18 protein-coding genes are annotated in these 20,655 nt (G+C 71.5%); 4 read left to right on the top strand and 14 right to left on the bottom strand.

The features are described 5' to 3' along the window. Positions 1-9: 9 nt before the first annotated feature. The 3 genes from BZZ08_RS14150 to nsdA form a co-directional block, all read right to left on the bottom strand. Positions 10-348 (bottom strand): P-II family nitrogen regulator, encoded by a 339-nt coding sequence (locus tag BZZ08_RS14150; protein ID WP_003973409.1) that lies wholly within the window; start codon positions 346-348, stop codon positions 10-12. Continuing rightward, positions 345-1,691, bottom strand: a complete 1,347-nt coding sequence (locus tag BZZ08_RS14155) for an ammonium transporter (RefSeq protein WP_104632551.1) — start codon at positions 1,689-1,691, stop codon at positions 345-347. Before BZZ08_RS14155 ends, BZZ08_RS14150 begins: the two co-directional genes overlap by 4 nt. Before the next feature lie 391 nt (positions 1,692-2,082). Next, positions 2,083-3,585, bottom strand: coding sequence for a transcriptional repressor NsdA (nsdA, locus tag BZZ08_RS14160; RefSeq protein WP_104632552.1), 1,503 nt, complete (start codon positions 3,583-3,585; stop codon positions 2,083-2,085). A gap of 445 nt (positions 3,586-4,030) precedes the next feature. On the opposite strand from nsdA, the gene BZZ08_RS14165 reads away from it, so the two are divergent. Then, positions 4,031-4,702: a bifunctional DNA primase/polymerase gene (locus BZZ08_RS14165; protein WP_104632553.1), complete on the top strand. Its 672-nt coding sequence runs from the start codon at positions 4,031-4,033 to the stop codon at positions 4,700-4,702. A 282-nt stretch (positions 4,703-4,984) separates the two neighbouring features. Here the strand turns inward: BZZ08_RS14165 and ftsY are convergent, their stop codons facing one another. After that, positions 4,985-6,193, bottom strand: a complete 1,209-nt coding sequence (ftsY, locus tag BZZ08_RS14170; RefSeq protein WP_104632554.1) for a signal recognition particle-docking protein FtsY — start codon at positions 6,191-6,193, stop codon at positions 4,985-4,987. A gap of 184 nt (positions 6,194-6,377) precedes the next feature. Between ftsY and BZZ08_RS14175 the strand changes: the two genes are divergently transcribed. Next, complete coding sequence (locus BZZ08_RS14175; RefSeq protein ID WP_104632555.1) at positions 6,378-7,829, top strand: cytosine permease; 1,452 nt, start codon at positions 6,378-6,380, stop codon at positions 7,827-7,829. Between the two features lie 144 nt (positions 7,830-7,973). Here BZZ08_RS14175 and BZZ08_RS14180 read toward each other — a convergent pair whose 3' ends face one another. The 4 genes from BZZ08_RS14180 to BZZ08_RS14195 all read right to left on the bottom strand — a co-directional run bounded on the left by BZZ08_RS14180 (position 7,974) and on the right by BZZ08_RS14195 (position 14,291). After that, positions 7,974-9,392, bottom strand: coding sequence for a sugar porter family MFS transporter (locus BZZ08_RS14180; protein WP_104632556.1), 1,419 nt, complete (start codon positions 9,390-9,392; stop codon positions 7,974-7,976). A 204-nt stretch (positions 9,393-9,596) separates the two neighbouring features. Continuing rightward, positions 9,597-13,166 carry a chromosome segregation protein SMC gene (gene smc, locus BZZ08_RS14185; RefSeq protein ID WP_104632557.1) on the bottom strand — a complete coding sequence of 1,190 codons (3,570 nt, stop codon included), beginning with the start codon at positions 13,164-13,166 and terminating at the stop codon, positions 9,597-9,599. Positions 13,167-13,417: 251 nt separating this feature from the next. Continuing rightward, on the bottom strand, positions 13,418-13,630 hold the full coding sequence (locus tag BZZ08_RS14190; RefSeq protein ID WP_003973418.1) for a hypothetical protein: 213 nt from the start codon (positions 13,628-13,630) through the stop codon (positions 13,418-13,420). 379 nt (positions 13,631-14,009) lie between these two features. After that, complete coding sequence (locus tag BZZ08_RS14195) at positions 14,010-14,291, bottom strand: acylphosphatase (protein ID WP_076976505.1); 282 nt, start codon at positions 14,289-14,291, stop codon at positions 14,010-14,012. Between the two features lie 174 nt (positions 14,292-14,465). Here BZZ08_RS14195 and BZZ08_RS14200 point away from each other — a divergent pair, with 174 nt between their 5' ends. Together BZZ08_RS14200 and BZZ08_RS14205 are read left to right on the top strand one after the other, a co-directional pair. Further along, positions 14,466-15,665, top strand: coding sequence for a CAP domain-containing protein (locus tag BZZ08_RS14200; RefSeq protein WP_104632558.1), 1,200 nt, complete (start codon positions 14,466-14,468; stop codon positions 15,663-15,665). Positions 15,666-15,757: 92 nt separating this feature from the next. Continuing rightward, positions 15,758-16,162: a winged helix-turn-helix transcriptional regulator gene (locus tag BZZ08_RS14205; protein ID WP_198601464.1), complete on the top strand. Its 405-nt coding sequence runs from the start codon at positions 15,758-15,760 to the stop codon at positions 16,160-16,162. Here BZZ08_RS14205 and mutM read toward each other — a convergent pair. The 6 genes from mutM to coaD all read right to left on the bottom strand — a co-directional run bounded on the left by mutM (position 16,152) and on the right by coaD (position 20,634). Then, entirely contained in the window at positions 16,152-17,012 is an 861-nt protein-coding gene (mutM, locus tag BZZ08_RS14210) for a bifunctional DNA-formamidopyrimidine glycosylase/DNA-(apurinic or apyrimidinic site) lyase (protein ID WP_104632560.1), read from the bottom strand. The genes BZZ08_RS14205 and mutM overlap by 11 nt on opposite strands. Before the next feature lie 90 nt (positions 17,013-17,102). Beyond that, positions 17,103-17,933, bottom strand: a complete 831-nt coding sequence (gene rnc, locus BZZ08_RS14215; RefSeq protein ID WP_198601465.1) for a ribonuclease III — start codon at positions 17,931-17,933, stop codon at positions 17,103-17,105. 7 nt (positions 17,934-17,940) lie between these two features. Beyond that, positions 17,941-18,114, bottom strand: coding sequence for a 50S ribosomal protein L32 (rpmF, locus tag BZZ08_RS14220; RefSeq protein ID WP_003951102.1), 174 nt, complete (start codon positions 18,112-18,114; stop codon positions 17,941-17,943). Between the two features lie 2 nt (positions 18,115-18,116). Further along, a complete protein-coding gene (locus BZZ08_RS14225; protein ID WP_104632562.1) occupies positions 18,117-18,770 on the bottom strand; it encodes a YceD family protein in 654 nt (217 codons plus the stop codon). Positions 18,771-18,914: 144 nt separating this feature from the next. Further along, complete coding sequence (locus BZZ08_RS14230; RefSeq protein WP_104632563.1) at positions 18,915-20,033, bottom strand: cell division initiation protein; 1,119 nt, start codon at positions 20,031-20,033, stop codon at positions 18,915-18,917. A 121-nt stretch (positions 20,034-20,154) separates the two neighbouring features. Continuing rightward, positions 20,155-20,634: a pantetheine-phosphate adenylyltransferase gene (coaD, locus tag BZZ08_RS14235; RefSeq protein WP_104632564.1), complete on the bottom strand. Its 480-nt coding sequence runs from the start codon at positions 20,632-20,634 to the stop codon at positions 20,155-20,157. Positions 20,635-20,655: the final 21 nt, after the last annotated feature.

Raw genomic sequence — 20,655 nt, forward strand, 5'->3', positions numbered from 1 at the left:
TTGGTCGTGTCAGAGCGCGTCGGGTCCGCGCTCGCCGGTCCTGACCCGTACGGCGGTGTCGACCGGGACCGCCCAGACCTTGCCGTCGCCGATCTTGCCGGTGCGGGCCGCCTTGACCACGACGTCGATCAGCTGCTCGGCGTCGTCGTCCTCGACCAGGACCTCGATACGGATCTTGGGCACCAGGTCGACGGTGTACTCGGCACCCCGGTAGACCTCGGTGTGTCCGCGCTGGCGGCCGTAGCCGCTGGCCTCGGTGACGGTCAGGCCGTGGACCCCGAAGGCCTGGAGGGCCTCCTTGATCTCGTCGAGCCGGTGCGGCTTGACGACGGCGGTGATGAGCTTCATGCGTCCACCTTCTTGCTCGGGGCCGACGCCGCCGCGGAGGCGGCCGGCGTGGCGGTCGTCCGGGCGGCACCGCCGCCGGCGCCGCTGAAGTCGTATGCGGTCTCGGCGTGCTCGGCCTGGTCGATGCCGGCCACCTCGACGTCCTCCGATACCCGCATGCCGATCGTCTTGTCCAGCAGGAAGGCGAGGACCGCGGAGACGACCAGGGAGTAGGCGAGGACACCGAAGACGCCCGCGCACTGCTTCCAGAACTGGTCGAGGCCGCCGCCGTAGAAGAGGCCCTCGACGTCGGACTGGCCCTTGCCGCTGGCGAAGAGGCCGATGAGCAGCGAGCCGAGGATGCCGCCGACGAGGTGGACGCCGACCACGTCGAGGGAGTCGTCGTAACCGAACCTGTACTTCAGGCCGACGGCCATGGCGCACACCACTCCGGCGATGAGGCCGACGGCGATCGCGCCGAGCGGGGAGACGGCGCCGCCCGCCGGGGTGATGGCGACCAGGCCGGAGACGGCGCCGGAGGCCGCGCCCAGGGTGGTGAAGGCACCGTGCCGGATCTTCTCGTAGGCGAGCCAGCCGAGGACGGCGGCGCCGGTGGCGACCTGGGTGTTGACGAACATCAGCGCGCCGACGCCGTCGTCGTTGCCGAGCCACGAGCCGGCGTTGAAGCCGAACCAGCCGAACCACAGCAGGCCGGCGCCGAGCATGACCAGCGGCAGGCTGTGCGGGCGCATCGGGTCCTTCTTGAAGCCGACCCGCTTGCCGATGACGAGGATCACGCCGAGCGCCGCGGCACCGGCGTTGATGTGCACGGCCGTGCCGCCGGCGAAGTCGATCACGCCCAGTTCGAAGGCCCAGCCGCCCGCGCCCCAGACCCAGTGGGCGACGGGGAAGTAGACGATCGTCGCCCACAGGGCGATGAACAGCGCCCAGGCCGTGAACTTCACGCGGTCCGCGAGGGCGCCGCTGATCAGGGCGGGGGTGATGATGGCGAACATCATCTGGAAGACCAGGAACACGAAGACGGGGATGGTGTAGCCGTCCCACAGCTCGGTCAGGCCGATGTTGCTGAGGCCCACCCAGTCGGAGTTCCAGCCGATGACGCTGCCGGAGTCGGTGCCGAACGCCATGGAGAAGCCGTACAGCACCCACAGGACGGTGACGATGCCGAGGCTGATGAAGCTCATCATCAGCATGTTCAGGGTGCTCTTGACCCGGACCATTCCTCCGTAGAAGAAGGCCAGGGCCGGCGTCATGAGCATCACCAGGGCGGAGCAGATGAGCATGAAGCCCGTGTTGGCGGCGGAGAGCTGTGTCTCCGCGGCGAGCGTGACGGCTGGAGCCATCGGCGTCTCCTCGTCGTTGGTACGGCCCCGTGCGGGCGAAGCCTGGGCGGGCGGGTGAGGGGTGGGCCGGTTATGCGCCATGAGATTGGCGCAGCGCGGTTTCGGTGGGTGCCCCTCGTTGTTTCGCCGCCGTGACGAAGGCGCGGTGCGTGTTACGCGTGGGTGAACGGCTGGTTCGCCGGCTGGGTCACCGCTATCGTGACGCGGCCTTACCGACGATCGGCGCAACCATCGACTGAGCCACCCCGACGGCGAGCGACCAGGTCCGCGAGAGCGGCGCCGGTTCAGGCGCAAAAAGGGGTGCCGGCCGCGGCGGCCTCCGAATGACCTGGCATGGGGGAGCCGAGTCGGGCAGTTCGGGAGAGCCGGCCGCGGCCGGGGCTGGTGGGGTTCAGACCGCTTCGGCGGTCTCCGGCAACTCGACGGCGAGCCGTTGGGTGAGGTCGACGACCTCACCGAGGTCGCCGAAATCGCGTACGGCCGTGTCGACGGTCTTGCGGATGCGGGTGTTGACGCGTTCGGAGCGGACCTTCTTGGCGATGCCCATGGCCTCGACGGCCAGGACCGCGCTCTCCTCCGGTTCGCGGCGCAGCAGGTGGACGGTGGCCATGCCGATCAGGTTCAGCGCGTAGGAGCGCTGGTGCTCCTCGTCCTTGGCGAAGAGCTCCACGGCCCGGCGCATCAGGGGGTCGGCGAGGGAGGCGTAGGCGGGACTGCGGCCGGCCACGTAGGCGAGGTCGCGGAAGGAATGGCTGTTCTCCCCGTACAGCTCGGCCTCGGAGAAGAAGCGGATCCAGTCGGGGTCCGGCTCGTCCCACTCGTCGGCCTCGGCGAAGATGTCCTCGGCCATGCGCACCGCGCGCTTGCAGCGGCCGGGCTGCCCCATGTTGGCGTAGGCGCGGGCCTCCATCGCGTACAGCATCGACTGGGTGCGGGGGCTGGCGCAGTCCCGGCTGCCGTACTGCGCGAGGTGGATCAGCTCCAGGGCGTCGTCGGGCCGGCCGAGGTGGATCATCTGGCGGCTCATGCTGGAGAGGATGTAGGAGCCGAGCGGCCGGTCCCCCGCCTCCTTGGCCGCGTGCAGGGCGAGTACGAAGTACTTCTGGGCGGTGGGCTGGAGCCCCACGTCGTACGACATCCAGCCGGCCAGCTCGGCCAGCTCGGCGGCGACCTTGAAGAGCTTGGCGCGGGTGGTCTCGGTCTGGGGTTCCTGGAGCAGGTCGGTGACCTCGTGCAGCTGGCCGACCACGGCCTTGCGGCGCAGACCGCCGCCGCACTGGGCGTCCCAGCGGCGGAACATCACGGCGGTGGACTCCAGGAGGTCCAGCTCCGGCCGGGACAGGCGCCCACGCGCGCGGGTGGTGGGCGCCGCGGGCTCGCGCCCGGCCCCCGGCGGGGCGGCGGAGGGCGTGGGGACGAGCCAGCGCTGCATGGGTTCGATGAGGGACGGGCCCGCGGAGAGGGCCAGCGAGCTCCCGAGGAAGCCGCGCCGCGCCAGCATGAGGTCGCTGCGCGAGAACTCGCTGAGCAGGGCCACGGTCTGCGGGCCCGTCCAGGGGAGGTCGACGCCGGTCGCGGAGGGCGTGGGGCGGGTGGAACGCAGGCCCAGGTCCTCGACGGAGACGACGACGCCGAAACGCTCGGAGAACAGCTCGGACAGGATGCGCGGGATCGGCTCGCGCGGGTTCTCCCCGTCGAGCCAGCGGCGCACGCGTGAGGTGTCGGTGGAGATGTGGTTGGCGCCCAACTGGCGGGCCCGGCGGTTGACCTGGCGGGCCAGCTCGCCCTTGGACCAGCCGCTGCGGGCGAACCAGGAGGTGAGCAGCTCGTTCGGGCGCTTGTCAGCGTGCGACGCGCTCACCGCGCCCGTACCGCTTCCGCCGTTGCCACTCACTGGAACGCCCCCATCCCTGAGACCACCTGTCGCCGAGTGCGCCAAGCCCTATCAGAATGCCGGTGGTTACGGCCCTCCGTCCGGCGGTTGACACCCTTCGAACGGAAAGCCCGGTTGCCCCCGGCATACCCACAAGTGCATGTGCCCCACGGCTCCATGCACACAAAGTAGTCCTGCGATCACTCACCCAGCCATGGCGATTGCGGAATCGCCACCATTCGCCACCCCTTCGAATGAACTCGCGGTGGCCGGGACGCGATTCACTTGACATAGGCCAACCGGGAGTCGGTGCAACGGTGCACACCGGGGCGTGCGCCGTCGGACGCACCACCCGGAGTGCTTCCGGACGCTGTCTGAACCGCGCCGGACTGGGGAGTGGGAAACAGAGAGTCACGCGTTACGTCCGCTGCGTAACCGCCGCTGCGTCGGACCCGTTGGAGGGGGCATGGGCTTCACGATCGGCATCGGCAGCAGTCGCGGCATGCGCGAGATCCGGGCCGGCGCGCGCCGTCGCGGCCGCGCCTCGGAGTGCACCGTCGTGGCCGAGTTCACGGGGCTGTGGGGCTGGGACGTGGTGCCGGGCGCCCGGACCGCCGGCGGCGCCTGCTCGTGCGGCCTGCCCGACTGTCCGGCGCCGGGCGCGCACCCCCTGGACTTCGCGCCCCGGGTGCCCGCCGGTGCGACCCTCGACGAGGCGACCGAGGCCTGGGCCCGGTTCCCCGGCGCGGCGGTGATGCTGGCGGTCGGGCGGACCTTCGACGTGATCGAGGTGGCCGAGTCCGCCGGGCTGCGGGCGCTGGCCCGGCTGGAGCGCATGGGCCTCCCGCTCGGTCCGGTCGCGGCCACCCCGCAGGGCCGCGCCCACTTCTTCGTCGCGCCGGGCGCCGCCGCCGAGCTGCCGCGGCTGCTGTACCGCATGGGCTGGGACGATCCGTCGGCGCTCGACCTCAGCGGTCTCGGCCCCGGTACGTACATCACGGCCCCGCCCTCCGACCGCGGCGGCCGGGGCCCGGTGCGCTGGCTGCGGCCCCCCGCCCTCGACTCGGCCACGAAGCCACCGGCGGCACGGCTGCTCCTGGGCACCCTGGCGTACGTGGCCCACCGGTCCCGGGCGTAGCCCGCGCTGTCCCCGTGCGCCCGTACGCCCGTACGCCGAAGCGCCCCCGACTCCGGCCGGGAGCATCGACCCCGCACCCGCGCGCCGCGCGTCCTGGCGCCCGCCACTCGGCGGACACGGGCGGCGGCACGGTTCGCCGCACCTCCAAGCGCGCCCAGGCCGTCGGCACTCCCCCGCCCACCCGGCACACGCCACCCGCCCGCGCCACACGGCGAAGCGCCCGTCTCCCGGTTCGGGAGGCGGGCGCTTCTCGCGCGGGCGCGGGGGCGCCGACAGACGGCGTCACTCGCCGATGAGGGCATCCACGAAGGCCGCCGGCTCGAACGGCGCCAGGTCGTCCGCACCCTCGCCCAGTCCGATCAGCTTGACCGGCACGCCCAGCTCGCGCTGGACGGCGACCACGATGCCGCCCTTGGCCGTGCCGTCCAGCTTGGTGAGCACGATGCCGGTGATGTTCACGACCTCGGCGAAGACCCGGGCCTGGATCAGACCGTTCTGGCCGGTGGTGGCGTCGAGCACGAGGAGCACCTCGTCCAGCGGCGCGTGCTTCTCCACGACGCGCTTGACCTTGCCCAGCTCGTCCATCAGGCCGGTCTTGGTGTGCAGGCGCCCGGCGGTGTCGATGAGCACGACGTCCGAGCCCATCTCCTTGCCCTCCTTGACCGCGTCGAAGGCCACGGAGGCCGGGTCGCCGCCCTCGGGCCCGCGCACGGTGTGGGCCCCGACCCGCTCGCCCCAGGTCTGGAGCTGGTCAGCGGCGGCGGCGCGGAAGGTGTCGGCGGCGCCGAGGACGACGCTGCGGCCGTCGGCCACCAGGACCCGGGCGAGCTTGCCGGTGGTGGTGGTCTTGCCGGTGCCGTTCACCCCGACGACCATCACGATGCCGGGCTTGCTCGTGGCGGGCTCGGTCTTGACCTCGCGGTCCATGTCGGGGCCGACGAGGGTGATCAGCTCCTCGCGCAGCAGGGTGCGCAGCTCCTCGGGCGTGCGGGTGCCGAGGACCTTCACCCGCTCACGCAGTCGCTCGACCAGCTCCTGGGTGGGCTGCACGCCGACGTCGGCGGTGAGCAGCGTGTCCTCGATCTCCTCCCAGGTGTCCTCGTCGAGGTGCTCCCGCGACAGCAGGGTCAGCAGGCCCTTGCCGAGGGCGTTCTGCGAGCGGGAGAGGCGGGCACGGAGCCGGACCAGTCGGCCGGCGGTGGGCTCGGGAACCTCGATCTGCGGGATCTCGAGCTCTTCGACGACGGGCGGCTCCTCGACGGTGGCGGTGCCGCCGTCCGGGAGGTCGACCTCCTCTATCGTCCGGCGCGTTTCGTCGCGCGGCGTCTCGGCCTCGTCGCCGACGTGCGGCTCGGCCGGAGGGGCGGTGATGTCGGGCGTGGCGGGGGGCGGCTCGGGCAGCTGCTTCTTGCGGCGGCTGCCGACGACCAGCCCGCCGAGCGCGCCGATCACGACCACGGCGATGACTACAGCAAGGATGACGATTTCCATAACGGGACCAGTATGCGCGACCCGCGTCACGGCTCACCGCTGGCGGCCGCTCGTGGTTTCCGACAAAGGACAAAGGCCCCTGGAGGGCAGGAGTCGGAGCAAAGTACGATGGAGAAGGCCGCATCAACGCGCGTAGAGTCCCGACCGCCCCCTCTTCCCCACGATCGAGGCACGGACCCCCCACATGAGCAAGACCGCCGAGAACGAAGGCGCCCTGGAGACCCGCGGCATCGAGCAGGTGCCCGACCACGAGCGCACCGCCCGGACCCGCGAGCTGTTCCCGACCTGGGTCGGCGCCAACATCAGCGTGCTGCTGCTCACGATGGGCGCGAGCCTCGTCGTGGCGTACCGGCTCAACTTCTGGCAGGCCCTGGTCGTCGCGGCCGCGGCGCCCGTCGTGTCGTACGGCCTGGTCGGTCTGATCGGCATCGCCGGCAAGCGGGGCGGCGCTCCCGGGATGGCACTGTCCCGGGCGGTGTTCGGGCAGCGGGGCAATCTGCTGCCGGGTTCGCTGATCTGGGTGGCCCGCTGGGGCTGGGAGACGATCAACGCGGTGACCGGTGCCTATGCCGTGCTCACCGTCCTGGACATCGTGTTCGGCATACGCGCCAACAGCGTGCTGGACCTGGTGACGCTGCTCGCCTTCGTCGTGGCGACGTTCGCGATCTCCGGGCTGGGCATCAACGCCGTGCAGAAGTGCAACAAGTACGCGGCGTACCTCTTCGGTGCCTTCTCGGTGCTGGTGCTGGGCTACCTGGTCGTCGACACCGACTGGTCCGCGGTGTTCGACCGGTCCGCCGGTTCGGTGGCCGCGATGATCACCGGCGTCGGCCTGATCGCGGCCGGCGGCGTCAGCTGGATCCCGTCCGCGCCGGACTTCACGCGGTACCTGCCGCGCACGGCCTCCTCGAAGGGGATCGTCGGGGTCACGGTCGGCGGTGCGGGGATCGTCGTGCTGCCGATGGTGCTGATGGGCGCGGTCATGGCGGTCTCCACGCCGGACCTGGCCTCGGCCGCCGACCCGGTCTCCTTCCTGGGCGAGATCCTGCCGACCTGGATCGCCGTGCCGTACCTGCTGATCGCGCTGATCGGCATGCTGCTGATCAACTCGATGTCGATGTACTCGGCGGGCTTCACCGCGCAGACCCTGGGCTTCAAGGTCCCGCGCCACTGGGCGGTCTCGGTGAACGCCGTGATCTCGCTGGTCTTCGGCGGCGTGCTGATGCTGGCGGCGACCAGTTTCATGGGCTCGTTCATCGCCTTCCTGTCGCTGCTCGCGGTGGCCTTCTCCGCCTGGGTCGGCGTGTTCGGCGCGGACATGCTGCGCCGCCGGGAGTACGACGGCGAGGCCCTGGCCGACACCGGCCGCACCAGCGCCTACTGGTACCGCGGCGGCTTCTCCCCCGCCGCCGTCGCCGCCTGGGCGGTGGGCCTGGTCGCCGGTCTGATGTTCACCACGTCCGACTGGTTCACCGGCCCGCTCGCGGCGAACAACGTGATCGGCGAGTACGGACTCGGCTGGGTGGCCACCGTGGTGATCTCCGGCCTGCTGTACGTCGTCCTGCCGAAGCCCGCGGTGGTCGTCCCGGCGGCGCCGGTGGAGCAGGCCGCGGAGCCCGAGACCGTGCGCGTCTGACAACGAGTTCCGCGGCGGCTGAGGCCGTGCGGACGCCCGAGACACCGCCGCCCCGCCCGGAGAGTGACCGGGCGGGGCGGCGGACGGTGCGGGGAGAGGGGCAGCGGGGACTTGGCCCTCCTCCCCGGGTTCGGGGCGGGCGGGTCAGCCCATTTCCTCCAGGGCCTTGCCCTTGGTCTCCTTCACGAACTTGAGCACGAAGGGGATGGAGAGGGCGGCGAAGACCGTGTAGATCACGTAGGTGCCGGAGAGGTTCCAGTCGGCCAGCGACGGGAAGCTCGCGGTGATGGCCCAGTTGGCGATCCACTGCGCGGAGGCGGCCACGCCCAGGGCGGCGGCGCGGATCCGGTTGGGGAACATCTCGCCCAGGAAGACCCAGACGACCACGCCCCAGGACAGGGCGAAGAAGAGGACGAAGATGTGGGCGGCGATCAGGGCGACCCAGCCCTGGGTGGCCGGGAGCTTGCCGTCGACCAGGTCGAAGGAGAAGGCCCAGGCCTCCAGCGCCAGTCCGATCACCATGCCGACGGAGCCGATCAGGGCGAGCGGCCTGCGGCCGACGCGGTCCACGAAGATCATCGCGATCACGGTGCCGATGATGTTGATGATCGACGTCGTGAACGAGTAGAAGAACGAGTCCGTCGGGTCGACGCCGACCGACTGCCACAGCGTCGAGGAGTAGTAGAACGCGACGTTGATGCCGACGAACTGCTGGAAGACCGACAGGCCGATACCGACCCAGACGATCGGCCTGAAGAAGAAGCTGCCGCCCAGGAGGTCCTTGAAGGAGGACTTCTCCTCGCGGTGCATGGCGTGTTCGATCTCGGTGACGCGGGCGTCGAAGTCCACGTCCCGGCCCTCGACCTCTTCGAGGATCTTCTTGGCGCGCTCGCGCTTGCCCACCGAGATCAGGAAGCGGGGCGACTCCGGGATGGCGAAGGACAGCAGGCCGTACAGGACGGCCGGGACCACCATGACCCCGAGCATGACCTGCCAGGCCTCCAGGCCCATCAGCTCGCCGCGCTGGTCACCGCCGGCGGCGTTCAGCAGGCCCCAGTTGACCAGCTGGGAGACGGCGATGCCGATGACGATCGCGGCCTGCTGGAAGGAGCCGAGCCGGCCGCGGTAGGCGGGCGGGGAGACCTCGGCGATGTAGGCGGGGCCGATCACCGAGGCCATGCCGATGGCGAACCCGCCGATGACCCGCCACATGGCCAGGTCCCACAGCGCGAAGGGCAGTGCGGAGCCGACGGCGCTGATGGTGAACAGGACCGCCGCGATCTGCATGCAGCGGATGCGGCCGATGCGGTCGGCGATCCGGCCGGCGGTCGCGGCACCGATGGCGCAGCCGATCAGCGCGACGGCGATGACCTGGGCCAGCACCGCGGAGCCGACGTCGTAGCGGTCCCGGATCGCCTCGACCGCGCCGTTGATCACGGAACTGTCGTAGCCGAACAGGAAACCGCCCATCGCGGCCGCCGCCGCGATGAAGATGACGTGCCCGAGATGATCGGGATGAGCCGTCCCGGCTCCTGAACTGGGCGCCTGCGATGTGCTGGCCACGTGTACTCCTCGGGCTACCGGCAACGCTGCCGGGGCGGTTCTCTCTTCGAGGTACCGACGAAGGGACCTGAAGGTAAAAGCAACGTTGCAGAGACTATGCCTTCAAGTTTCGAAGTCAATACGGCGAGAGGTGTGAGTTTGGTGATGCTGAGCGGGGTTACCCATTCAAGAGTTGAAGCTAACTGCTTGGTGGAGCTGTCGCAGCTACCGCAGCCGCTGGCTGATGACCTTCGACACACCGTCGCCCTGCATGGACACGCCGTAGAGCGCGTCGGCGACCTCCATCGTGCGCTTCTGGTGCGTGATGACGATCAGCTGCGAGGCCTCCTGCAGCTCCTGCATGATCCGGATCAGCCGCTGCAGGTTGGTGTCGTCGAGCGCCGCCTCGACCTCGTCCATCACATAGAACGGGCTCGGCCTGGCCTTGAAGATCGACACCAGCATCGCCACCGCGGTCAGCGAACGCTCCCCGCCGGAGAGCAACGAGAGCCGCTTGACCTTCTTGCCCGGCGGCCGGGCCTCGACGTCCACGCCGGTGGTGAGCATGTTGTCGGGGTCGGTCAGGATCAGTCGCCCCTCCCCGCCCGGGAAGAGCCGGCCGAAGACACCCTCGAACTCCCGGGCCGTGTCCCGGAAGGCCTCGGTGAAGACCTGCTCGACGCGCTCGTCGACCTCCTTGACGACCTGGAGCAGGTCGGCGCGGGTCTTCTTCAGGTCCTCCAGCTGCTCGCTGAGGAACTGGTGCCGCTCCTCCAGCGCCGCGAACTCCTCCAGGGCCAGCGGGTTGACCTTGCCGAGCTGCTGGTAGGCGCGTTCGGCGGCCTTCAGCCGCTTCTCCTGCTCGGAGCGGACGAACGGCCGCGGCCGGTTGCGCGGGTGGTCCGGATCCTCGGGGAGCACCTCGCCCTCGGCGGGGGGCGAGGGCGGCACCTCTTGATGGGGGCCGTACTCGGCCGCGAGCCCCGCCGGTTCCACACCGAGTTCCTCCAGCGCCTTGGTCTCCAGCTGCTCGATGCGCAGCCGCTTCTCGGCGCCGAGTACCTCGCCCCGGTGAACTGAATCCGTCAACTTGTCCAGCTCCGCCTTGAGGTCGCGCCCTGCGGTGCGCGCGGCGGTCAGTTCCTGCTCGCGCCGGGCCTTGGCCGCCTCGGCGAGGGTGCGCTCCTGGTCGGCGCGGGTCAGCGAGACCTCGACGTGGGCGAGCAGCTGCCGGGCGCCGGTGGCGACCGCCTCGGCGACGGCCGCCTCGTGCCGCAGCCTGGCCCGCCGCTGCTCGGCACGCGCGCGTGCCTCGCGTTCGGCACGGGCGGCCCGGTCCAGGGAGTCGGCCCGTCCGGCCAGTCCCTTGACCCGCTCCTCGTGGGTACGGACCTGGAGGCGGGCCTCCATCTCGGTCTGGCGGGCGTTGGCCCCGTCGGCGGCGAGCCGGTCGCGCGCCGAGGTGTCGGGCTCCTCCTCCCCTCCTTCCCCGAAGGGGGCACTCTCCTCGGCGACCGCGAGCCGCTCGGCCAGTTCCTCGACCTCCATGAGCGCCTTGTCCAGCGCCTCCTGCGCCCGCTCGGCCGCGGCGGCGGACCGTTCCGCCTCCCCGGCGGCGCCGCGTGCCTGTCCCGCGAGCCGGCCCAGCTGCTGGGCCACGGACGACTTCTCCCGGTCGGCCGCCCGGCGCCGCTCCCCCAGCTCCTCGACGAGCGCCGCGCACTCCCGGCGCCGTGCGGCGGCCGCGTCCTGCGCCGCGGCCAGCTCCTCGCACCGCACGCCCAGCTCCGTCAGCTCGGCGGCGGCCTGGTCCACGGACGCCTGCACCTCCAGGAGGCTGGGCGCCCCGGCGGACCCGCCCTGCGCGAAGTGGGCACCCAGCAGGTCGCCCTCGGCGGTGACCGCGGTCAGCCCGGGGCGGGCGTAGACGAGGTCCTCGGCGTCCTCCAGGGTGGCGACGACGGCGATCCCCCGCAGCAGCCGCCGTACGGCGGGCATGAGGTCCGCCGGTCCGCGGACCAGGTCGGCGGCGTACGGCGGTCCGTCGACGCGCGTCTCGTGCGGTACGTCGTCGGGGGCGCCGGCGAGCAGCAGGGCGGCCCGGCCCGCGTCCTGCTTGCGCAGCAGGCGGATGGCGTCGGCGGCGGCCGCCGGGGAGGTCACCGCGAGGGCGTCGGCGGCGGCGCCGAAGGCGGCGGCGAGGGCTGCCTCGTGGCCCGGCGTCACGGTGAGGAGTCCGGCGGCGGGGCCGAGCAGGCCGGTGAGCCGGTCCTTGGCGGCGAGCAGTGCGCCGGTGCCGTCCTTGCGGCGCAGCCCGAGCGCGAGGGCCTCGTGCCGGGCCTGCGTGGCGGCGCGTTCGCGTTCGGCCGCGGTGGCCGACTCGCGGGCGGCGCCGAGGGCGGCCTCCGCCTCGGTCAGCTGCCGCTTGGCGCTCTCGTGCCGCTCGGCGAGTTCCTGGTCGTCGGCGTCGAGTCCGTCGACCTCGGCCTGGAGGGTCTCGTACTCCTCCTGGGCGGCGGCGGCCCGCTCCCGCGACGCGTCGCGGGCTTCGGCCAGCCGCTCGATCTCCGCCTGGGCGGAGGCCGCGCGGGAACGGGCGGCGCCGACCTGGCCGTTCAGCCGGGCCAGGCCCTCGCGGCGGTCGGCGATGGCGCGGGCCGCGTCCTTGAGGCGGCGCTCCTCCACGGCCAGTTCGCGTTCGAGGTCGGCGCGGTGGGCGACCGTGTCCTCCAGGGCGTGTTCGGCCGCCTCCAGGGCCGCTTCCAGTTCGGCCTCCTGCTCGCGGACGCGGGCGGCCTCACGCTCCAGTTCCTCGGGGTCGCGGCCCCGGCGCTCCTCGGGCGGCGCGGAGGTGGCGCTCTTCACGCGCGCGTCGGCGAGCGAGATCGTGCCGCGCACGCGTTCGGCGAGCTGGGACAGCTCGTACCAGGTCTGCTGGGCGCGCTGGAGGCGCGGGGTGAGCCGGCGCACCTCGTCCTCCAGGGCCGCCTCGCGGCGCAGCGCCCGGCCCAGCTCCTGCTCGGCGGTCTCCTTGCGTTCCTTGAGCGCGGCCTCGTCGGCGACCTCGGCCTGGAGCGCCTCGCGCATCCGTACGAGGTCGTCGGCGAGGAGCCGGAGCCGGGCGTCCCGGAGGTCGGCCTGGATGACGGCGGCCCTGCGGGCGACCGCCGCCTGCCGGCCGAGAGGCTTGAGCTGGCGCCGCAGCTCGTCGGTGAGGTCCTGGACGCGGGCCAGGTTGGCCTGCATCGCGTCCAGTTTCCTGAGCGCCTTCTCCTTGCGCTTGCGGTGCTTGAGGACGCCGGCGGCCTCTTCGATGAAGGCCCGGCGGCCCATCGGGTCGGCGTGCAGTACGGAGTCGAGCTGGCCCTGCCCGACGATGACGTGCATCTCGCGGCCGATGCCGGAGTCGGAGAGGAGTTCCTGGATGTCGAGGAGGCGGCAGGTGTCGCCGTTGATCTGGTATTCGCTGCCGCCGTTGCGGAACATGATCCGCGTGATGGTGACCTCGGCGTACTCGATGGGCAGGGCCCCGTCGGAGTTGTCGATGGTCAGCGACACCTCGGCCCGGCCGAGCGGCGGGCGGCCGGTGGTGCCGGCGAAGATGACGTCCTCCATCTTGCCGCCGCGCAGCGACTTGGCGCCCTGTTCGCCCATGACCCAGCTGAGCGCGTCCACGACGTTGGACTTGCCCGAGCCGTTCGGGCCGACGACGCAGGTGATGCCCGGCTCGAACCGGAGCGTGGTCGCCGAGGCGAACGACTTGAACCCGCGGAGGGTCAGGGCCTTCAGGTGCACGCCGTCGGACTTTACCTCTCGGGTGTGTCTCACTCCACGAACCGGTGAACCGACGCGGTTTCACCAGTGAACGTGCAGGGCACATCAGACGTTGAAGAGGGTGAAAGGTTGCGCGGGGACGGACACGGCGGGCGAGACGGGGGGCGGGAAAGAAAGAAGGGACGCCGAAGCGTCCCTTGCAGACTCTGACACCTGAGCGGTTGTACGGGCGAGCCCGACCACTGCTGTGCCGTAGTGGAGCGATGCAGTGATCAGGTGAGCGCAGGCTCCGCCTGGTGTGCGTCAACGCTCTCCATGCTCTCCATGATCCTGTCGTGAGAAGCGGCAGCCGCCAGCGCGTCGTTCTCCGCCTGGATTCGTCCGAGCTCGGATTCCAGGTCCTGGACGCGCTGCTGGAGCCGTCGCATCTCGGCGAGGAGTCGAGGGTCGGAGCCGCCGACGTAACCGAGAAGCGCCTTTGCCATGATGGATGGTCCTCCACAATGAGTGACCGCCCGAAGCGGTGTGGGTCGTAGGGGAATCGCACCCGCGGTGCTTGGCACTATGGAGTTTTTGCTGCCGTTCAACCATGCCAAACAGCTAAGGTGCGCGGGGCTTTCAGCGTCTCACCAAAAAGTTTGACGGTCAACACGATCACGCCCCGTATTGGCGGGCGCCCGGGGGCATGCGGCCGGCGAACGGCGACGCTGCGACTCCTGCGGGCCCCTGGGGGCGTGGCGATCATTCTGCGTGCGGAGCCTGCCACGAGCGGCCGCCCTTGGCAACCACCTGCCCGTTTTCGCCTGGGCCGCCCTTGCGGGGAGGGTCGCTCCCGGCTCCCGGGGGTCCTCGCGCGGCGGGTCGTCAGCGGATGGCGAAGCCGTCGTAGCCCCCGCGGGGTGTGTCCCAGATCTCGGTGACTCCGTCCACGCGTCCGGGCGTGTCGTCACCGCGCAGCCACTCCAGCAGACCCTCGCAGCGCTCGCGCGGGCCCTCCGCAACGACCTGGACGCGACCGTCGCCCAAATTGAGAGCAAAACCACTCATCCCGCCGAGTTCCAGCGCCCTGGCCCGCGTGAACCAGCGGAAACCCACGCCCTGGACCTGTCCGCGCACCCACGCGACCAGCCGTACATCCTCGCTCATGACGGCAACCTAACCAGTCAATGTCTCACGGGACACTTCACCCCCTGGCGCCATGCGGTACCGTCCCGACCCAGTGAACCCCACTTGAAACTCACTCGAACGTGTGAGTTCGGTGTTGATCGTGAGCAGTCGACCGCAGGGCACGCCCGGCGCGAGGACGAGGAAGGCCAGGACATGGGACGCCACCGACGCTCCGCCGCCGGCCGCGCCGCCACGGGCCGCGCCGCGGGGGGCCATCAGACGGACGGTACGGCGGGACGGGGCCACGATCCGCTGGCGCCGGGCGCGGGCGAGGCCCCCACGATGGGAATCGCCCCCTATCTGAACCCCGAGGCCTACGCCGAGGTCCGCGCCAGGAGCGACGCCTACCTGTTCGCGGACGACCCGGAGGGCGAGGGCCCGCAGGCCGGCCGCACCGTGGCCTTCCCCAGTGACGGCTACACGCCCGACGGCGGCTCGGCGTCCGGCGGAGGGCGCCGGCGCCGTCGCAAGAGGGCGGCCACTCCGGTCCGTACCGGTCTGCTCGGCGTCTCCGCCGCGGTCGCCATCGGCACGGTGGCGGTGGCCACGGGCGTGGTGCCCGGCCTCGACAACTACCGGCTCGGCGGCGGCAGCGGCGGGGGCGACCGGGTGCACGCCCAGGACGTCCCGACGAACAGTCCGTCGCAGCAGGGCGGCACCTCGGGCAGCGCCGACACCGGCCGGGGCGACGGCACCGCCACGAGCCGCGGCACCGACCGTTCCTCCTCGCCCTCTCCGTCCTCCCCGTCGCCGTCGAAGGAGAAGGAGAAGGAGAAGTCCGCCGAGGACTCCCCGTCCTCCTCGCCGGCCTCGCCCTCCACCTCGGCGTCGGCCACGAAGCCCGCCGCCCCGGCCGGGACACCGTCGAAGACGAAGAAGCCGAAGACGACTCCCAGCGCGAAGCCCAAGCCCGCGCCCTCGCGCCCGGCCACCCAGGAGCCCGCGAAGCCCAGCGCGCCCGCCGCCGTCTCCGAGGCGGCCGTCGCCGAGGCGCAGGTGCTCAAGCTGGTCAACGACGAACGCGCCAAGGTGGGCTGCAGCCCGGTGGCCGCGAACAGCGCCCTGCGCGAACTGGCCGAGGACTTCAGCCAGGCCATGGCCGCCCAGGGTTTCTTCGACCACACCGACCCCAGCGGCGCGACCCCCTGGGACCGTGCGGCGGCAGCGGGCATATCCGGTCTCGGGGGCGAGAACATAGCCCGCGGCCAGGCCGACGCCCAGGCCGTGATGGACGCCTGGATGAACAGCCCCGCCCACCGGGCCAACATCCTGAACTGCGACTTCAAGACCCTGGGGGTCGGTGTCCACTTCGGCTCCGGCGGCCCCTGGTGGACACAGGACTTCGGCTACTGACCACCCCGGACGGCGGTCCTCGCGCTGTCCCGGCGCTGTCCCCCGCTCAGCGCGGTCTGCGGTGCAGCGCTGTGCTCACGTACGCTGGACGCATGTCGACCACGCAGGAGCGCACGGCGGAGCAGGACCTGCCGTACGACGTGTTCTCCCGGGCCTGTCCCTCGCGCGGGACCCTGGAGCACGTCACCGGGCGCTGGGGCGCGCTGACGCTCGGCGCGTTGTACGAGGGTTCCTTCCGGTTCAACGAGCTGCGGCGCCGGGTGGACGGCGTCAGCGAGAAGATGCTGGCCCAGACCCTGCACGCGCTGGAGCGCGACGGGCTGGTGCACCGCGAGGCGCAGCCGACCAACCCGCCCCGCGTGGACTACGAGCTCACGCCGCTCGGGCGCGAGGTGGCCGGGCGGCTGCTCGCGCTCATCGAGTGCGTCGAGGGGCGGATGGACGAGGTGCTGGCGTCGCGCGAGCGGTACGACGCACAGCGGACGCCTACTGCGTGACCCTCGGCGCCCGCTGGCACTTCGGGCAGAAGTAGCTGGAGCGGTTCATCCACGGCCGGCGGCGCATCGGTGTGGCGCAGCGGCGGCAGGGCAGGCCCTCGCGGCCGTACGCGTCGAGCGAGCGGTCGAAGTAGCCGGACTCTCCGTTGACGTTGACGTACAGGCTGTCGAAGCTGGTGCCGCCCACGGCGAGGGCGGCGTTCATCACGTCCCGGACGTGGCCGAGGAGTTCGGTGGTGCGGGGGCGGGTGAGGCTCGCCGTGGGGCGTTCGTAGTGCAGGCGGGCGCGCCACAGGGCCTCGTCCGCGTAGATGTTGCCGACGCCGCTGATCAGGGACTGGTCGAGCAGGGCCCGTTTGATCGTGGTGCGCCTGCGGCGCAGGGCGAGGTGGAACGCCTCGTCGTCGAAGAGGGGGTCCAGCGGGTCGCGGGCGATGTGCGCGATGACGTCGGGCAGTCCGTCGGGGGTGGTCTCGTGCAGGGAGAGGCCGCCGAAGGTGCGCTGGTCGACGAAGCGGAGTTCGGTGCCGAGGGCGTCGGCGAAGCGGACGCGGATGCGCAGGTGCTTCTCGGTGGGCGTCTCGTGCGGCTGGACCAGGAGCTGGCCGCTCATGCCGAGATGGGCGAGGACCGCCTGGTCGGTGTCCTCCAGGGGCAGCCACAGGTATTTGCCGCGGCGGCTGGGTGTGCCGACGCGGTGGCCCCCCAGGCGGTGGGCGAAGTCGTCGGGTCCCGCGAGGTGCCGACGTACCGCGCGCGGGTGCAGCACCTCGGCGTCGGCGACGGTCCGGTGGGCGACCCAGCGCTCCAGGCCGCGCCGTACGACCTCTACCTCGGGCAACTCGGGCATGGCTTCCCCTCGGGCGGGCCGGTGGACGGGTGACGGGCCGAACGCCCGCCCTCGGGCGGGGCGGGCGTTCGGGACCGTGCGATGGACGGGTCAGGCGGAGGCGGACGCCCCGTCGGGGTCCACGTCGACGGCGTCGGCCGTCGCCTTGGCGCGCTCGTCCGCCGCGGCCCGGATGGACCGCCACGCGGATTCCGCCGCCTGCTGCTCCGCCTCCTTCTTGCTGCGGCCGGTGCCGGTGCCGTACGAGACGCCTCCGACGCGGGCGGCAGCAGTGAAGGTCTTCTCGTGGTCGGGGCCGGTCTCCGTGACCAGGTACTCGGGGACGCCGAGCCCTTCGGTCGCGGTGAGTTCCTGGAGGCTGGTCTTCCAGTCCAGGCCGGCACCGAGGTTCGAGGACTTCTCGATCAGCGGGTCGAACAGGCGGTGCACCAGTTCGGAGGCCGCGTCGAGGCCCTGGTCGAGATAGACCGCGCCGATCACCGCTTCGAGGGTGTCGGCGAGGATGGACGCCTTGTCCCGGCCGCCCGTGCCCTCTTCACCGCGGCCGAGCCGGATGAAGGAGCCGAGTTCGAGCCCACGGCCCACCTCCGCCAGCGCACGCGAGTTGACCACCGCGGCCCGCAACTTGGCCAGCTGGCCTTCGGGCAGGTCGGGGTGGGTGCGGTACAGCGTGTCCGTGACGACGAGGCCGAGCACGGAGTCCCCGAGGAACTCCAGCCGCTCGTTCGTCGGCAGACCGCCGTTCTCGTACGCGTAGGAACGGTGGGTCAGTGCACGCACCAGAAGGGCGGACTCGAGCTGATAGCCGAGCCGCCCTTCCAGAAGCGTGTGGGACGAGGCCTGGGTGTCCGCCTTCTTCTTGGCGGGTGGGTCCGCCTTGGCGTCTTCCGCCTTCTTGGGGACTGACACAGTGCCTCTCACCAGCCGCTCAGACCTCGAGGACCTGGCGCTTGTTGTAAGTGCCGCAAGACGGGCACGCGATGTGCTGCTGCTTGGGCTCGTGGCAGCGCTCGCACGCAACCAGGGTGGGGACCGCAGCCTTCCACTGCGACCGGCGGTGGCGCGTGTTGCTGCGCGACATCTTCCGCTTCGGAACAGCCACGGCTACTTCTCCTGCTTCTCGGCGGCGTCCGCGGAGTCTGCCCCGTCGCCGCTCATCTCGTCCTTCTCGCCGTCTCCGAGTGAACCGGCGAGTCCCTGCAATGCCGCCCAACGGATGTCGACGGCGTCGTGGTGGTGGTCCGGGTCGTCCGACAGGCGCACTCCGCACTGGGAGCACAGACCCCGGCAGTCTTCCTGGCACACCGGCTGCATCGGCAGTGCGAGCACCACCGCGTCGCGCAGCACGGGTTCGAGGCCGATCAGTCCGTCCTCGACGAAGAACCTGTCCTCGTCGTCCTCGGCGTCGTCGCCCGGTTCCGCCACAGGGCGGCCACGGTCGTCGGCGTCAGGGTACGAGAACAGCTCCTGGAAGTCCGCTTCGAGCTGCTGCTCCAGCGGCTCCAGACACCTTACGCACTCCCCCTCGGCCCTGGCACGGGCGGTGCCTGTGACGAGCACCCCTTCCATGACCGACTCGAGCCGCAGATCGAGCTCCACGGGGGCGCCTTCCGGCACTCCGATGACTCCCTGGAGACCGAAGTCCTTGGGAGCGTCGACCGTGCGGGTCAGGCGCTGGAGCGCACCGGGCCGCCGTCCCAGCTCGTGTGTGTCGAACACGAGGGGGTCGCGGTGGTCGAGGCGCGCGTTCAGAACCATTCCTGCTTTCGGTCTTCGTGGGTTGGGGGTGCCGCCCTTCGGTGTTCCCGGGCAGCGGCGATCGCGGACGTACGCGCGACCGAAGAGCCAGGATACTGGACCATTCGCTCTCGGCCCAATCCGGGCCGGGGCGCCCCCCTGCCGCTAGTGGCCGCGGCCCTGTTCGTACGCCCGCAGCTGCTCGGCGCTGATCATGCTGGTGTCGAAGAGGCTGGTCTCGTCGAGCCCCTGCGGCTGGGCCTGCGGGGCGTGCGGGGGCTGCTGCGGGGGCTGGGGCTGGGCGTAGCCCTGCTGTGCGTCGTACCCGTGCTGCCCGCCGCCGTACTGGTAGGCGTACGGGTCGGCGCCCTGCTGCTGGTAGCCGTACGGATCCTGACCGGCGTCGTAGGTCTGCTGGTAGGCCGCGTACGGATCGGGCTGCTGCGGGGCGTAGCCGTACGCCGGGTCCTGGGCCGGCATCTCGGGCACGGCCTGCGCCGGCACCTGGGCGGCGGCGGGCTGCCGCTCGCCGTACTGGGGCTGGGGCTGTTCGGCGGCGGCCGGGGCGGGGGCGTCGGAGAGGCCGGCGAGGTAGTCGGCGTCGCTGGAGTGCTGGACGGTGGTCATGTCGTCCGCGAGGGCGCCCAGGTCGTCGCTGGCGATGCGGCCGTGCAGCTTCTGGCGGCCCTTGCCGACCGCGTCCAGCGTCTTGGCCAGCACGGCCTCGAAGGCGCCGAGCTTGGTGTCGACGTAGGCGTCGGCGTCGCGGCGCAGGGTCTCCGGGTCGTGGCTGCGCTCGGGGGCGTCCTCGTCCTCGTAGCCGTTCTCGTCGAGGCCGGGTCCGGTGCCGAGGAGCTTCTCGCGGCCCCGGCCGACGGAGCCGAGGGTCTTGGTGAGGACGACCTCGAAGTTGGCGAGCTTGGAGTCGACGTAGTCGTCGGCCTCGGCGCGGACCTCCTCGGCCTCCTGACGGGCCTCGGCGAGGATCCGGTCGGCCTCGGCCTGGGAGCGGCGGGCGACCTCGGTGTCGGCGATCAGGGAGCCGCGCTCGGCGTGCGCGCTCTCGATGATCCGGTCGGCCTCCTGGCGGGCCTGCGCGACCATCTGCTCGCGGTCGCCGATCAGCTCCTGGGCCTGGGCGAGGGAACCGGGCAGTTGCGCGCGCAGCTCTTCCAGCATCGAGAGCAGTTCGGCCCGGTTGACCACGCACGAGGCCGACATGGGCATGGCGCGGGCGCCGGAGACCATCGCGGTGATCTCGTCGAGCTTGTTCTGCACGTCCACCGTGTGCTCGCCACTCTCTACAGCTGTGTTGGAGACGGACGGGACGACTGTACGACCCTGGGGTGTCCCGGGGACACCGGGTGACGGGTTGTCAGTCTCCGTGGGCTGTGCGACGGGGCGGTCAGCGGTTGCGCAGACGCTCCGTGAGGGCTTCCAGGACCAGCGGCGGCACCAGGTGGGCGACGTCGCCGCCCCAGGTCGCGACCTCCTTGACCAGGGAGGACGACAGGAAGCTGTAGGTGGGGTTGGTGGGGATGAAGAGGGTCTCCACACCGGAGAGGCCGTTGTTCATCTGGGCCATCTGCAACTCGTAGTCGAAGTCGCTGACCGCGCGCAGGCCCTTGACGATGGCCGGAATCTCGCGCTGCTTGCAGAAGTCGACGAGCAGGCCGTGGAAGGACTCGACGCGAACGTTCCCGTACTCGGCGGTGACCTGGCGGATGAGGTCGATCCGCTCCTCGATCTCGAACAGGCCCTTCTTCGCCTGGTTGATCATCACGGCGACGTAGACCTCGTCATAGAGGCTGGAGGCACGGGCGATGATGTCGAGGTGTCCGTTGGTGATCGGGTCGAACGACCCGGGACAGACGGCACGGCGCACTTGTGTTCCCTCGCTCTCCGG

It is taken from the genome of Streptomyces sp. MH60 (assembly GCF_002939385.1).
GTDB lineage: Bacteria > Actinomycetota > Actinomycetes > Streptomycetales > Streptomycetaceae > Streptomyces.